This is a genomic window from Massilia sp. P1_C10, from assembly GCF_056406475.1.
The window spans coordinates 173,340-186,810 of record NZ_JBFUAC010000002.1 but is presented as its reverse complement, the minus strand read 5'-3'; the positions used below and the strand labels follow the sequence as shown (position 1 = coordinate 186,810).

13 protein-coding genes and 1 tRNA gene are annotated in these 13,471 nt (G+C 67.6%); 4 read left to right on the top strand and 10 right to left on the bottom strand.

The window, feature by feature from the left end; genetic code table 11:
• The first annotated feature begins 15 nt into the window (after positions 1–15).
• From AC1D02_RS04980 to AC1D02_RS04965, 4 genes are all read left to right on the top strand, one after another.
• On the top strand, positions 16–1,596 hold the full coding sequence (locus tag AC1D02_RS04980) for an amidase (RefSeq protein WP_477314331.1): 1,581 nt from the start codon (positions 16–18) through the stop codon (positions 1,594–1,596).
• Positions 1,597–1,733: 137 nt separating this feature from the next.
• Positions 1,734–2,117, top strand: coding sequence for a BlaI/MecI/CopY family transcriptional regulator (locus AC1D02_RS04975; RefSeq protein ID WP_477314329.1), 384 nt, complete (start codon positions 1,734–1,736; stop codon positions 2,115–2,117).
• Positions 2,114–3,541 carry a peptidoglycan DD-metalloendopeptidase family protein gene (locus AC1D02_RS04970; RefSeq protein WP_477314327.1) on the top strand — a complete coding sequence of 476 codons (1,428 nt, stop codon included), beginning with the start codon at positions 2,114–2,116 and terminating at the stop codon, positions 3,539–3,541. Before AC1D02_RS04975 ends, AC1D02_RS04970 begins: the two co-directional genes overlap by 4 nt.
• Before the next feature lie 69 nt (positions 3,542–3,610).
• A complete protein-coding gene (locus tag AC1D02_RS04965) occupies positions 3,611–5,659 on the top strand; it encodes a TonB-dependent receptor plug domain-containing protein (protein ID WP_477314325.1) in 2,049 nt (682 codons plus the stop codon).
• 1 nt (position 5,660) lies between these two features.
• Here AC1D02_RS04965 and AC1D02_RS04960 read toward each other — a convergent pair whose 3' ends face one another.
• The 10 genes from AC1D02_RS04960 to AC1D02_RS04915 all read right to left on the bottom strand — a co-directional run bounded on the left by AC1D02_RS04960 (position 5,661) and on the right by AC1D02_RS04915 (position 13,418).
• On the bottom strand, positions 5,661–6,068 hold the full coding sequence (locus AC1D02_RS04960; protein WP_477314323.1) for a TssQ family T6SS-associated lipoprotein: 408 nt from the start codon (positions 6,066–6,068) through the stop codon (positions 5,661–5,663).
• A gap of 17 nt (positions 6,069–6,085) precedes the next feature.
• On the bottom strand, positions 6,086–7,657 hold the full coding sequence (locus AC1D02_RS04955; protein ID WP_477314321.1) for a protein kinase domain-containing protein: 1,572 nt from the start codon (positions 7,655–7,657) through the stop codon (positions 6,086–6,088).
• Positions 7,654–8,430, bottom strand: coding sequence for a PP2C family protein-serine/threonine phosphatase (locus AC1D02_RS04950; RefSeq protein ID WP_477314319.1), 777 nt, complete (start codon positions 8,428–8,430; stop codon positions 7,654–7,656). The genes AC1D02_RS04955 and AC1D02_RS04950 overlap by 4 nt, the downstream gene beginning before the upstream one ends.
• Positions 8,423–9,076: a type VI secretion system-associated FHA domain protein TagH gene (gene tagH / locus AC1D02_RS04945; protein ID WP_477314317.1), complete on the bottom strand. Its 654-nt coding sequence runs from the start codon at positions 9,074–9,076 to the stop codon at positions 8,423–8,425. The genes AC1D02_RS04950 and tagH overlap by 8 nt, the downstream gene beginning before the upstream one ends.
• A 100-nt stretch (positions 9,077–9,176) precedes the next feature.
• Entirely contained in the window at positions 9,177–10,589 is a 1,413-nt protein-coding gene (dbpA, locus tag AC1D02_RS04940; protein ID WP_477314315.1) for an ATP-dependent RNA helicase DbpA, read from the bottom strand.
• A 55-nt stretch (positions 10,590–10,644) separates the two neighbouring features.
• Positions 10,645–10,881: a hypothetical protein gene (locus AC1D02_RS04935; RefSeq protein ID WP_477314313.1), complete on the bottom strand. Its 237-nt coding sequence runs from the start codon at positions 10,879–10,881 to the stop codon at positions 10,645–10,647.
• A gap of 96 nt (positions 10,882–10,977) precedes the next feature.
• Positions 10,978–11,054: transfer RNA gene (locus AC1D02_RS04930), tRNA-Met, on the bottom strand.
• A gap of 47 nt (positions 11,055–11,101) precedes the next feature.
• Positions 11,102–12,262, bottom strand: a complete 1,161-nt coding sequence (locus tag AC1D02_RS04925; protein WP_477314311.1) for a methyltransferase — start codon at positions 12,260–12,262, stop codon at positions 11,102–11,104.
• A 60-nt stretch (positions 12,263–12,322) separates the two neighbouring features.
• Positions 12,323–13,120 (bottom strand): hypothetical protein, encoded by a 798-nt coding sequence (locus AC1D02_RS04920; protein ID WP_477314309.1) that lies wholly within the window; start codon positions 13,118–13,120, stop codon positions 12,323–12,325.
• An 85-nt stretch (positions 13,121–13,205) separates the two neighbouring features.
• Complete coding sequence (locus AC1D02_RS04915; RefSeq protein ID WP_305511994.1) at positions 13,206–13,418, bottom strand: hypothetical protein; 213 nt, start codon at positions 13,416–13,418, stop codon at positions 13,206–13,208.
• Between the last annotated feature and the right edge of the window lie 53 nt (positions 13,419–13,471).

The window sequence follows — 13,471 nt, the reverse complement described above, 5'->3', positions numbered from 1 at the left end:
CTACAGGGAGCACGCATGGATCGCAGGGACTTTGTTCGACTCGGCCTCGCCGCCACCGCCGTCGCAGGCGCATCGACAGCTTCAAGCGCCGCCACCGCGCCATCCTCGGTCCTCGACGCCGGCGTGCTCGAACAGCAGGCCGCCATGAACGCCGGCCGGCTCACTTCCAGATCCCTGGTCTCGCAATACCTGTCCCGCATCGCCGCCATCGACAAGCGCGGCCCGCGCCTGAACTCCGTCATCGAACTCAATCCCGACGCGCTGACGATCGCCGCGGACATGGACCGCGAACGCGCCGCCGGCAAGCTGCGCGGCCCGCTGCACGGCATCCCGATCCTGTTGAAGGACAACATCGCCACCGGCGACAAGATGAGCACCAGCGCCGGCTCGCTGGCGCTGGCCGGCGTGCGCGCGACGCGCGATGCGCACGTGGCCGCGCAGCTGCGCGCCGCCGGCGCCGTCATCATCGGCAAGACCAACCTGTCCGAGTGGGCCAACATGCGCTCGACCCATTCGACCAGCGGCTGGAGCGCGCGCGGCGGCCTGACCAGGAATCCCTACGCGCTCGATCGCAACACCAGCGGCTCGAGCTCCGGCTCCGGCGCGGCGATCGCCGCCAGCCTCGCCACGCTGGCCGTGGGCACCGAAACCGACGGCTCGATCGTCTCGCCGGCCTCGATCTGCGGCCTGGTCGGCATCAAGCCGACGCTTGGCCTGATCAGCCGCAGCGGCATCATCCCGATCGCCGCGTCGCAGGACACCGCCGGCCCGATGACGCGCACCGTCGCCGACGCCGCGCTGATGCTGGCCGCAATGGCCGGCGCCGACCCGTCCGACGAAGCCACGCGCGGCATCAAGCTGGCCGACTACGCCGGGGCGCTCGACAAGAACGGCCTGAAGGGCATGCGCCTCGGCGTGGCGCGCAACTTCTTCGGCAGCGGCGACGGCGTCGACGGCGTCATCGAAAAGGAACTCGCGGTGCTCAAGGCGCAAGGAGCCATCCTGGTCGACGTCAAAGTGCCTAACATCGACAAGTACGGCGACAGCGAAACCGAAGTGCTGCTGTACGAATTCAAGCCGGGCCTCGAAGCCTACCTGGCCGGCTACTCGCCGCACGCGCCGATCAAGAACATGACGGACCTGGTCGCGTTCAACGCGAAGCACAGCGACAAGGAGATGGCGTTCTTCGCGCAGGAGCACCTGGTCAAATCGGAAGCGAAGGGCGCGCTGGCGGACAAGGAGTACCGCGAGGCGCTGGCCAACAACCACCGCTATTCGCGCGCGGAGGGCATCGACCAGGTGATGAAGGAGCACCGGCTCGACGCGCTGGTGGCGCCGACCGGCGGGCCGGCGTGGCTGACGGACTTCATCAACGGCGACCATTACGGCGGCAGCTTCTCGACGCCGGCGGCGGTGGCCGGATACCCGCACATCACGGTGCCGGCCGGGTACACCAACGGCCTGCCGATCGGCCTGTCGTTCGTCGGCGGCGCCTGGAGCGAAGCGGCGCTGATCCGCATGGCCTACGCATACGAGCAAGCGACCCTGCACCGCCGCGCCCCGCGCTTCCCCGCTTCGGTCAATCTGCCCGCATGAAAATGGGGTCAGGTCCGCCGGACCTGACCCCGGTTTTGTTCGGGGCTCGGTGGCGAGCGGCCCGACATTAGCGCTTGACGCGAATGCGACATATGTCGCATACTTGCCTCCATCGTCACACGCGGGAGGTTTCAAGCATGTCCGTCCCATCGATGTCCGAACTAAGCCTGCTCAAGGCGCTCTGGAAAGAGCAGCCCCTGAGCGCGCGCGAACTGCACCAGCGCGTCGAGCCCGAACTTGGCTGGTCCTTCTCGTCGACCCGCAAGACCCTCGAACGCATGCTGGAAAAATCGATGGTCAGCCAGCAGCTGCGCCACGGCGTGCAAGTCTACGAAGCGCAGCTCGAAAAGGTCTCCACCCTGGCCGCGTTCGCGCACGACTTCGGCCGCCGCGTAATGGAGATGGACGGCCCGCTGCCGGCCAATATGTTCACCGGCAGTAAGCTGATCGACCGGAAGGAGCTCGAACAGCTCGAACAGATGCTGCAGGACTGGCCCGGCGAGAAAGAGGGTGGCCAGTGAACGGCGCCGGCCTGATCGCGCTGCAGTTCCTGCAGGCCTGCCTCGGCTGCGTGCTGGCCGCCGGCGCCGCATGGGCGATGCTGGCGCTGGCCTGCCGCCGCTGGCCAGCGCTGGCGGTGTCGCGCACCGCCTGGCTGCTGGCGCAGGCGCTGGCCGTCGCCACCCTGGTGCTGGTACTCATGCCTCAACGCGAATCGCTCAGCGTGATGCCGGCCATCGAGATCGACGCCGTGGCCGCTCCAGGTCCGCAGCCGGGCGCGATGGCGCTGGCCGAACCCGCGTCCGTTGCGCCGGCCGACTGGCTTGGAATCGCCGCGAAGGCATGGCTGGTGATTTACGTCGCCGGTGCGCTCGCCGCGATAGCCCGCTTGATGCTGGCGCAACGCGCGTTGCGCCGGCTGGTTCACGGCGCGACGCGCCTGACGGACCATGTTGCCGCTGCCTCGATCGACGTCTTCGAAACCGACGCCGGCGTCTCGCCCATGCTGATCGGCGTATTTCGTCCGGTTTTGCTGTTGCCGCGCCACCTGCGCGACTTCAACACCGTCCAGCGGCAGATGATCGTCGCGCACGAACTGGCGCACCTGAGCCGCCGCGATCCGATGTGGATGGCCGCCAGCATCGCCGCGCAGACCGCGCTGTGGTTCAATCCCGCGATGCGCGCCCTCGGCGCCCGCCTGGCCTGGGCGCAGGAACTGGGCTGCGACCGGCAGGTGCTGGCGCAGCGTCCGCAGGCGCAGCATCGCGCCTACGCCGCGGCGCTGGTCGAACAGTTCAAGCTCCAGCGCATCGGCGGCGGTACAGCGCTGGCCTTCGGCGGGCCATCGCTGACCGCGCGAATGCTCATGATCCGCCAGGGCGGCGCTCCCGCTGCCGGCATCCTGGCGCGCTTCGCGGTGCTGGCCGGTTTCGGCGCGGTGCTCGCCGCCAGCCTGGCGCTGCAGCCGGCCTTCGCGTGGCGCCTGCCGATGGCGGCTCCGGCGCCGGTCGAATGGAGCGCACCGCTCGATCATGCGCGCGTGTCGAGCTTCTTCGGCGTCGTCTCGCCATCGCGGCCGAACGGACACCGCGGCATCGATTTCATCGCACGGACCGGCACCCCCGTGCTGGCCAGCGCCGACGGCGTGGTGACCGCGTCCACCGACCTCGATGCGGGCGGCGCCAAGTTCGGCAAGACCATCCTCGTCGCGCACGCGAATGGCGCCTCTTCCTTCTACGCGCACCTGGACCGCCGCGTGGTCGCAGCGGGCGACACGGTCAAGGCGGGCCAGGTGATCGGCATGTCGGGCGCGACCGGCAAGGCAACCGGTCCGCACCTGCACTTCGAAGTGCGGCAATCGGGGCAGCCCGTGAACCCCGAAACCGTCATGTCCGGCCTTGGCGCAAACGCCACCGCGTCGGCACTGCGCTCGCGCCCTCGCTAATCCCCCGAAACACATCCAACGCCGCGCCAACCGCGCGGCGCGGACTCTTTTTACCTGAATGGATCGAAGATGCACAGTACCGCAAGCCTGGCCCTGTTGTTATGTTCCGCCGGCGTGCTCGCCCAGACCGTGGAGATCACCGGAAGCCGCGACCGCGCGCGCCAGATGGACACCGCCGCGACGACCGTCGTCGGCCGCGACGAACTGCTGCGCTTCGGCGACCAGACCGTGGCCGATGCGCTCAAGCGCGTCCCCGGCATCACCATCGGCGGCGTGCAGGGCCGCGGCGGCGAGATCCGCATGCGCGGCCTCGGCAACGGCTACACGCAGGTGCTGCTGAACGGCCAGCCCGTGCCGCAGGGGTTTTCGATCGACAGCATCTCGCCGGAGCTGATCGAGCGCGTTGAAATCATGCGCGTGGCGACCGCCGCCACGGGCGCGCAGGCGATTGCAGGCACGGTCAATATCGTGCTGCGCAAAAGCGCGCCGCGCGGCCAGCAGGAGTTCAAGCTGGGACTGGCCGCCAACAACGGCGCGCTCACACCGGACGCGAGCGGGCAGTGGAATATCAAGGGTGTCGGCTGGTCGGCGACGATGGCGGGTGTGGCGACAGGTGCCCATACGTACACCTCCGAGCTTGACGACGAACTCGGGTTCGACAGCGCAGGCGGTCCGACCCTGCGGCGCCAGACCCAGGTTCGCCAGGAAGATGTTCGCCCAACGCTGAACCTCACGCCGCGCTTTACCTGGACGTTGCCGAACGGCGACACGCTGACGTCGCAGAATTTCATTCGCTTCCTGCGGCTGGACCTGACCACGCGTTCGCACGACGACACCGTGCTTGGCGCGCCGACGCCGTTTCCGGATAACGCGACATTTTTCCACGCGCACGCCGAGACCGTCCGCAGCGACCTGCAATGGCTGCACCAGCCCGAAGGCGGCGGCCGCTGGGACGTCAGGCTGGCGCGCAACCGTTTCAGCCGCCGCGCGACCAACAGGTTCGATGGAGGAACGGTAGTGCGCATCGTCGATTCATCGGCGGTGGAGGACAACGCCACCCTGGACGGCAAATATTCCCGCTCGTTCGACGGCGGACATGCGCTGACAGCCGGCTGGGACGCTGCGCACGGCCGGCGCACCGAGCAGCGCTTCGACCGCGCCGCCGCCAATGAGATCAGCGCCGCGCAGCTCGATCGCCTCGCGCTGTTCGCGCAGGACGACTGGGCGATCACACCGGCCTGGTCCCTCTCCAGCGGCCTGCGCTGGGAGACGATGCGCATCGCCACAAGCGGCGACGCATTCGACCAGGTCGACCGGCGCACCAGCATCCTGAGCCCGCTCATGCAGGCGCTGTTCAAACTATCGGACAAGCAGCAGGTGCGCGCCGGCCTGTCGCGCACTTTCAAGATGCCGTCCCTGATCAACCTGGCGATGCGGCGCTACACGGTCGACAACCACAACAGCGCGCTCAGCGCCGACATGCAGGGCAATCCGCACCTGCTGCCCGAGCGCGCGTTGGGGATCGACCTGGCGTACGAGCGCTACTTCGGCAAGAACGCGATGGCCAGCGCAAGCGCCTACGCGCGCCGGATCGACGACGTGACGATCGAGCGGGTGCGGCAGCTTGGCGCAACGTGGATCAGCATGCCGGTGAATGCGGGCCGCGCCACCGTCCGCGGCATCGAACTTGAAACCAGGTTCCCGTGGCAGGCGTTCGACCTGCGCGCCAACCTCGCGCGCAACTGGTCGCGCGTGGAAAGCGTTCCGGGACCGGACAACCGGCTGGCGAACCAGCCGCCGCTCAGTGCCAGCCTGGGCGTCGACCACACCATGCGGGGCGTGCCGGTGACGCTGGGCGCGACTTACAGTTTCCAGGGCGGCGCAAGGTCGCGCCTGTCGGAAGGGAGAGCGGGATGGGCGGGCGTTCAACGCGAACTGGGATTGGTGGCGACCTGGCGCGTCGACGCGCACAGCCAGTGGCGTCTGACGGGCGCCAACCTGCTGGGCCAGGATCACCTGGCGCAGTCGCGCTTCGCGGATGGAAGCGGCAGCCTGCGAACCGGGGTCGCGACGCCGACCTGGGCGACGATCCGGCTCGCGTACGAGCGCAAGCTGTGACTTACTTTGCCTTCTTCGCCTTGACGAAGACCGGTCCCCACAGCGGGTGACCGTGCTCGCCCGGATCGAGGTCGAAAGACGGATCGAGCTTGAACGCTTTTTCGAACTGCTGGCGGCACAGCGTCGTGCGCGACGTGAGGCAATAGCTGAACGCGGTGTATTTAAGCGCTTCGAGCTGGGTGGCCTTGGCGCCGCCGGTGACGTCGGCCTGGCCCAGGCGCTTGATCGCGCCGTTGTAGTCGCCGTTGTTGTACAAGGCGATGCCTTCCTTCAGGCCGGATGACACGGGCGCCGGCGCGGCGGCTTCGGCGTGCGCGCTTGCGGCCTTGGTGTCCTTGCCGGCGCCGAACGGCATGCTGGCGCAGCCGGTAAGCAGGCAGGCGATCGGGAGGAGGATGCGAATCTTCATGGTGAGTCCTGATACGGTTATTTTTTCGCCGTGGCGAAGTCGTGTTCGATCGCGCCGTTCTTATTCTTGGTCGCGGTGAGATTGATCGAGTACTCGGGGAAGCTCGGATTGACGATGCGGATCTTGTGTTTGCCGGCCGGCAGAACCAGTTTTTTCATCGGCGGCGTCACGCCGCGCTCGCGGCCGTCCACATACACCGTGCCCCAGGGCTTGATGGCGAGCGTGTACGACACCGTCTCCACCGCTGCCGGAGCGGGTGCGGAAACCGGCGCCGGAGCGGGCTTGACCTCCGCGGGCGGTACTTCGGCCACCGGCGCGGGCGTCGACGCCAGCGGCGGCGACACTTCCACCACCGATTCGGTCGGATCGAGACCTTTCGCCGGAGCGGGCGCCGGCGCGGCGTTATGCTGCTGCGCGACCATGATGGTGTCGTCGCCGGCGTTGTGAACCAGCGCATACAGTCCGGCAGTGGCGATCGCCAGCACCGCGGCGGCGCCGGCGATGAACGGCCAGCGGCTGCGCGGCGCCGGCATGGCAACCGCCGGCCGCGCCTGTTCCGGCGCGCCTTCGACCGGCATCCGGATCTCGGCAGGCGGCTCGTCGGTGCGCACCGGCGGCATCCCGCGCTGCGCGGCCCCCCCGGCGCGCACAGGCGGCGGTCCCAGCGAGACGATGCCGAGCAGTTCGCGGAACGCGTCGATGGTCTGCGGCCGGTCCTGCGCCAGCACCGCCAGCCCCTTGTCGATCGCCGCCAGGAACGACGGGCTGAAGCCTTCCGGCGCCTGGATCGCCAGCGGCGTAATCGGGTCCTTGATCATGCGCGCGATCGAGCTTGGCGGCGCCTGCTTGACGATGGCGAAGTACATCACGGCCGCCAGCGCGTAGATGTCGGTGAACGCGCCCTGTTCGAGCGAGGCGTCGCCGGCGTACTGTTCGACCGGCGCATAGCCGGGCTTGAGGATCACCGTCAGCCCCTTGGTCATGTCGCCGATGATCTGGCGCGCCGACCCGAAGTCGAGCAGCACCGCATCGCCGTTTTCCTGGATGATGATGTTGTCCGGCGCGACATCGCGGTGCAGGATCTGCATCGTGTACAGCATCTCGAGCGCCTGCAGGATCTGGCGCAGGATCTTGCGGCACCACGCCTCGTCGATCAGCTCAGGGCTTGCGGCAACGATCTCCTTGATCGTGCGGCCTTCGTAATACTTCATCGCCGTGTACGCGGTGCGGTTCTGTTCCCAGAAGCGGTACACCTTCACCAGCGACGGATGGTCGAACTGCGCCAGGAAGCGCGCTTCGTTGATGAAGCTTTTCAGGCCAAGCTTGAAGGTGTCCTGGTGGCGCTCGGCGCGCAGCGACACGCCGCGGTCGCCGCCGCGCATGGCCAGCGCCGACGGCATGTATTCCTTGATCGCGACGGTGCGGTGCAGCGAATGGTCGTAGGCGATGTAGACGATGCCGAAGCCGCCTTCGCCGAGGATGCCGGTGATCTCGAAGTCGGACAGCCGCGTGCCGATCGGCAGGCAGTTCTCCGAGCCGCGGCCGACCGTGGCGGCGTCGCCGCCGCCCGTTACCGGTAAAGTGCTCATGTCGCCGCTTCCGGCTGGTGCACGCGGATCGCGTACGCCGAATAGTTGTCGCGCGCCTTGCGGGCGGCCTTGACCGCGGCGTCGGCCGTGGCGCACATCGCGGCCAGCCAGTCCTCGCTGCGGCTGCTTTGCGCCAGCGCGTGTTCCATTTCGTCTTCGCGGACCCATTCCCACAGGCCGTCGCTGCAGGCGAGCAGGGCGTCGCCCGCTTCGAGCGCGACCGCTTCGCCCGCGGCTACCGGTATCTCGCCCTGGGCGCCGACGGCCGCCAGCAGGATATTGCGCTGCGGGTGCTCGCGCAGTTGCGCGGCATTCGCATAGCCGGCGTCCACCAGCTGCTGCGCCAGGCTGTGGTCGCGCGTGACGGCGTGCACGCGGCCGGCGCGGAACAGGTAGACGCGGGTGTCGCCCAGATGCGCCCACACCGCGCGCCCTTCGTGCTGATCGACCAGCACGGCGGCGAGCGTGGTGCTCATGTCGGACAATTCAGGGTCGCTGCGCTTGCTGCTCTCCACCTGCTCGATTGCGCGTCCCACGTAGCCGAGCAATGCCGGCGTGCCGAACGCCGGCGCGTCGCAGAAGGCGCGAATCAGCGAATCGACCGCGAGGCGCGAGGCGACTTCGCCGCCTTCGTGCCCGCCCGTGCCGTCGGCGATCGCGAAGCAGGCCAGGTCGCCGTTGCGCGCCGCGCCGATCGCATCCTGGTTCGATGCGCGCATGCCGGTCTCGCTGACCTGCGCCCACGACAGGCGCACCGCGGCGCCGTTATGCATTGCGCGCCTCGTCGTTGAAGCGCGCGACTTCCTGTTCGTAGGCCTTGAGGAAGGCGGGGCCGAACACGGTCTTGAACTGGTCGTGCGACTCGCCGGCGATGACGCCGTACTCCCGCACGAACTGCTGCCACAGCGCGGCCTGGCGGCGCGACGGCGCCAGCTTGTCGAGCAGGCCCGGCGCCGCCTGCGACGCTTCGAGGCGGGCCGGTTCGACCCGCTCCATCAGCGCGCGCACGCTGGCGCTGGCGCCGGCAACCACGCCGAGCTGGTGGCCGCGCAGGTCGTGGCGCGCGTCGGCCACCGCTTCGAGCGGTTCCATAAAACCGGGCATCTTCTTGCGCAGCATCTGGGTCAGCACGGTCTGGCTGTCGGGGAAGAATTTGAGGGGATTGTTGTTGCGCACCAACACCATCGTCTGGTCTGCATGCACTTCCTGCTTCACCAGCGAGCGCAGCGCGAGCTGCTCGATCGATCCCTGCAGCGAATCGGCCAGCAGCTTGCCGATCAATTCCATCAGGTCCGGCGTCAGTTCGGCGGAGATGGCTTCGGGCGCGATCCCGGCGCCGCGCAGGAAAGCGTGCTTCAGGGCGAGCGCTTCGGGCGACTCGTTCCCGGCGACCGCGGCGGCAGCAGATTGCGTTGTCATATTATCCAGGCGGCGAAGCGCCTTATGTTTATCTACAGCAATAATGCCAGATTTGGCATTGGAGTGCACGCGCAAACGTGCGTCATCCGCAACGGCAGCTTCAGGCGTTGATGAAGCGCATCTTGAAGCTGCGGCCCTTGATGTTGCCGAAATCGGGGCCCAGCTTGTTGCCGGCGTTCAGGCGCGCGAACGCCTGCTCGGCCACATGGCGGTCCAGCGCGACATAAGTCTGGAATTCGGTCACGTTGATCTTGCCGACTTGTTCCTTCAGCAGGCCGGCGTCGCCGGTCAGCGCGCCCAGCAGGTCGCCCGGGCGCAGCTTGTCCTTCTTGCCGCCGCTGATGACCAGCGTGACCATCGGCGCCGGCGCCGCTTCCTCGTTCTGCTCGTCGTCGAGTTCCTTCAGGTCGTGCCAGCTGACCGGCGCGCCCTGGTACTCCTCGATCAGGCGCACCCACTTCTTTTCGTTGGGCGCGCACAGCGACAGCGCCAGCCCCGATTCGCCGGCGCGGCCGGTGCGGCCCACGCGGTGGATGTGGACCTCGGTGTCCTTCGACACGTCGACGTTGATCACGGCGCCCAGGTTGGCGATGTCGAGGCCGCGCGCGGCGACGTCGGTCGCCACCAGCACCGAGCAGCTGCGGTTCGCGAACAGCACCAGGATCTCGTCGCGTTCGCGCTGTTCCAGTTCGCCGTACAGCGCGAGGGCCGAGAAACCCTGCGAGCGCAGTTCTTCGGCCAGTTCGCGGCAATGGACCTTGGTATTGCAGAAGGCCAGCGTGGACGCCGGCTTGAAATGCTTGAGCAGCTTGCCGACCGCGGCATCGCGCTCGTCGAAGCCGACTTCGTAAAAGCGCTGCTCGATCTGGTCGGCGCCGTGCTGCGCTTCGACCGTCACTTCGAGCGGATCGCGCAGGAAGTGCTCGGTGGCGATGCGGATGTCGTCCGGGTAGGTGGCCGAGAACAGCAAGGTCTGGCGCCGCGCCGGGCAGGCGCTGACGATGCCGGCGATCTCGTCGTAGAAGCCCATGTCGGTCATGCGGTCCGCTTCGTCCAGCACTAGGGTCTGCACCTTGTCCAGGTTGATGGTGCCGCGCCCGAGGTGGTCGCGGATGCGTCCCGGCGTGCCGACCACGATGTGGGCGCCGTGTTCGAGCGAGGCGATCTGCGGGCGCATCGCTGTGCCGCCGGTCAGCGTCAGCACCTTGACGTTGCCGACGCCGCGCGCCAGCCGGCGCAACTCGTTGGCCACCTGGTCGGCCAGCTCGCGGGTCGGGCACATCACCAGTCCCTGGATCGCGAACCACGCCGGGTTCAGCTTGTGCAGGATGCCGATGCCGAACGCCGCGGTCTTGCCGCTGCCGGTCTTGGCCTGGGCAATCAGGTCGCGGCCTTCCAGCACCGCCGGCAGGCTTTCGGCCTGGATCGTGGTCATCTCGCGGTAGCCGAGGGCGTCGAGGTTGTCGAGCATGGCTGGCGCCAGCGGCAGCGTGGAAAAGGCGTTGAGCGTCATTGGTGGGGCCGATACAAAAGGGGCAGGGAATTGCGGAGTGGGCGAATGCGCCAGTCTAGCAGGAGGCGGCCCACACGGGCAGGCCGGTCAGGTCGGTGCCTTCGTCGCGGCGCCAGACGGGCAGGCCGGAGGCGTCGGTTTCGTCGAGCAGTTCGAGCTGTTCCTGGCGCAGGCCGGCAGTGCGAATGCGCGCGGCGCGCCTGGCCGGTACGGGCATCGCGGCGGGCGCCGGCGCCAGATCGTCATCGAAGCCCAACAGGTCTAACGTCGCGTTGTCTTTTTTGTCTCTCATGTCGCTTCGTCGCTGCTTTGTTTGCTGTGCGCTTTTCGCGCCGCAGAAAACAAAAGCCCGGCTACAAGAGTCGGGCTTGATGTTTAACACAGTGTTTGGTTGCGGGGACAGGATTTGAACCTGTGACCTTCGGGTTATGAGCCCGACGAGCTGCCAGACTGCTCCACCCCGCAGGACCGATTATACAGACGATGGGCCGCTCGCGCAATGGCGGGCTTTTCTATTGTGCGGCGAGGCGCCAGAGCGAGGTCACTTCCGCCGCGCGCGCGGCATGCAGCGGGTCGCTGGCGTCGCTCGCGCGCGGATGCGTGGGCCGCACATCGTGGCGCGCGACGACCTTCAGGCCGGCCGCTTCGATCATCGCCATCAGCTGTTCGCGCGGACGCAGGCCGAGGTGCTCGGCCAGGTCGGACAGGACCAGCCAGCCTTCGCCGCCGGGAGCGAGGTGCGCGGCCAGTCCTTTGATGAAGCCTTTGAGCATGCGGCTTTCGGGATCGTAGATCGCGGCCTCGATCGAAGAACTCGGGCGGCCCGGCAGCCATGGCGGATTGCACACGATGAGCGGCGCCTGGCCTTCCGGGAACAGGTCGGCCTGCACGACGTCGACGCGGTCGTCGACGCCGAGACGGTGCAGGTTCTCGCGCGCGCACGACAGCGCGCGCTGGTCCATGTCGGTGGCGATCACTTTTGTCACGCCGCGCCGCGCCAGCAGCGCCGCCAGCACGCCGGTGCCGGTGCCGATGTCGAACGCCAGCTTGGCGCCGGCCGGCAGCGGGGCCTGGTTGACCAGCTCGAGGTACTCGCCGCGGATCGGCGAAAACACGCCGTACCAGGGATGGATGCGGGCGCCCAGCGCGGCAATCTCGACGCCGTTCTTGCGCCACTCGTGCGCGCCGATCAGGCCAAGCAGTTCGCGCAGCGAGGCGACGAAGGGCTCGGTCGGGCGGCCGTAGGCTTCATTGCAGGCCAGCGTGACGTCGGGCGCGCGGCGCAGCGGAATCGTGTAGTCGGCGTCGAACGGAATCAGCAGCATGGCCAGCGTGCGCGCGCGTTGCGACTGCGCCTGGCGATGCAGGTGGAACGCTTCGGCCGGCGATGCTGGAACCTTGGGCGCCTTGGCGCGCTTGCCTCCCTTGTGGTCGGCGCGCCGCGCCAGCGCCTGCAGCAGCTGGCGCGCGTTCTGGAAGTCGCCGCGCCATAGCAAGGCGGTGCCTTCGCAGGCGAGGCGGTACGCCGTGTCGGCCGGGGTCTGGTCGTTGGCGATGACGACCTTTTTTGGCGCCGGCATGCCGCTTTCGGAACGCCATAGCGCCGAGCGCTCGGCGCCGCCTTCGCTCCAGTAAATGCGGGCAGGGGCGTCGGGTACTGGCGAATCGGACATGGCGGACAATCGAAAAGGACAATCCGCCATTATAGGCGGTCGGCCCTTCCGGCCGGGGTTTTACGCCGTTGCGACGGTGGTGCTGTCGGCGGGCGGCGCGTAGGAAGCCAGCGCGCGATTGCGCTCGGCGGGAGTCGCTTCCGGCGCATCGGCGCGAACCTTCGGCGCCAGCAGCGCGGCGCTGTTCACCAGGCGGATCAGGCGCAGCGACAGTTTGCCCTCGGCGTCGTTGCCGGAATCGGTCTTTACGTCGAGCTGGCGGCCGAGCACCTTGAACAGGTCGGACAGGCTGCCCGGATATTCGACCGGCGGCAGCTGCTTGCCGGTCAGGTTCACGGAATCGGGCACCGCGGCCTGTTCGACATTTGCCGATGCCGACGCCTCGTAATTGACTTCGACGGTGAAATCGTAAGATTGGCCGTCGCTGGTGACGATCTTGCCGGTGCCGACGAACGATGCGCTCTCGTTGAACCGGATCGCGGCCGAATCGAAGGTGGCGCCGGCGCTCGAGGCGTGGGTTATCCGGGAAGAGAGACTGGTGTCGGCCGAAATGCTGATCGCGTCGAAGCTGAAGGTGGCGCCTTTCGCGGCGTCGCCGAACAGGCTTTGCGCGAAGCTGCCGATCAGGTTCTGGGCCGCGTCGACGGTCTTGTCGCCCAGGTCAGCCAGGCGGGCATTCAGCGCCTGCTGCGACAGCTTCACGTTGCCGGACGCCTGTGCGACAGGTTCGACCACGGGCATCGGCGCCGGCGACTGGCCGGAAGCGGATGCGGCTTGCGCGCCGACGCCTTCCTGCCAGTCAGGACGCGGCGACAGCGCTTGGAAGGGGCGCGAGCCCAGTGCGGTAATCAGTGACATGATCGTTCAGCCTTCATCGTGGTTGATGAGCATATGAAGGGTAACGACGCGTTATCTGATAACTTTAGCTGTTTTTTTGATATTTTTAATGATGATGCATCCAACCCTCGCCGTTCGAGGCGAGATATGACTGTACGGCGTCCTTGTTCCCGGTCGCGTGGCGCTTCACTTCGCCGCAGTCGCAGATGCCCTGGTAAGGCTGGATGTGCGAGCAGGCCGATACCTTTTGCAGGAAGACTTTGACCGCTTTCGAGCATTTGGCGCATTTAAAGGTCAGGATGCGGGCAGGTTTCAGCATGATAGGCATTTGTAGGAAAGGTGAGGGCGGTATTTTAACATTCGGGACGCGGT

Coding starts and splice junctions, on each gene's coding strand:
- AC1D02_RS04980 (WP_477314331.1), top strand. CDS start 16: ATGGATCGCAGGGACTTTGTTCGACTCGGCCTCGCCGCCACCGCCGTC.
- AC1D02_RS04975 (WP_477314329.1), top strand. CDS start 1,734: ATGTCCGTCCCATCGATGTCCGAACTAAGCCTGCTCAAGGCGCTCTGG.
- AC1D02_RS04965 (WP_477314325.1), top strand. CDS start 3,611: ATGCACAGTACCGCAAGCCTGGCCCTGTTGTTATGTTCCGCCGGCGTG.
- AC1D02_RS04960 (WP_477314323.1), bottom strand. CDS start 6,068: ATGAAGATTCGCATCCTCCTCCCGATCGCCTGCCTGCTTACCGGCTGC.
- AC1D02_RS04955 (WP_477314321.1), bottom strand. CDS start 7,657: ATGAGCACTTTACCGGTAACGGGCGGCGGCGACGCCGCCACGGTCGGC.
- AC1D02_RS04950 (WP_477314319.1), bottom strand. CDS start 8,430: ATGCATAACGGCGCCGCGGTGCGCCTGTCGTGGGCGCAGGTCAGCGAG.
- tagH (WP_477314317.1), bottom strand. CDS start 9,076: ATGACAACGCAATCTGCTGCCGCCGCGGTCGCCGGGAACGAGTCGCCC.
- dbpA (WP_477314315.1), bottom strand. CDS start 10,589: ATGACGCTCAACGCCTTTTCCACGCTGCCGCTGGCGCCAGCCATGCTC.
- AC1D02_RS04935 (WP_477314313.1), bottom strand. CDS start 10,881: ATGAGAGACAAAAAAGACAACGCGACGTTAGACCTGTTGGGCTTCGAT.
- AC1D02_RS04925 (WP_477314311.1), bottom strand. CDS start 12,262: ATGTCCGATTCGCCAGTACCCGACGCCCCTGCCCGCATTTACTGGAGC.
- AC1D02_RS04920 (WP_477314309.1), bottom strand. CDS start 13,120: ATGTCACTGATTACCGCACTGGGCTCGCGCCCCTTCCAAGCGCTGTCG.
- AC1D02_RS04915 (WP_305511994.1), bottom strand. CDS start 13,418: ATGCTGAAACCTGCCCGCATCCTGACCTTTAAATGCGCCAAATGCTCG.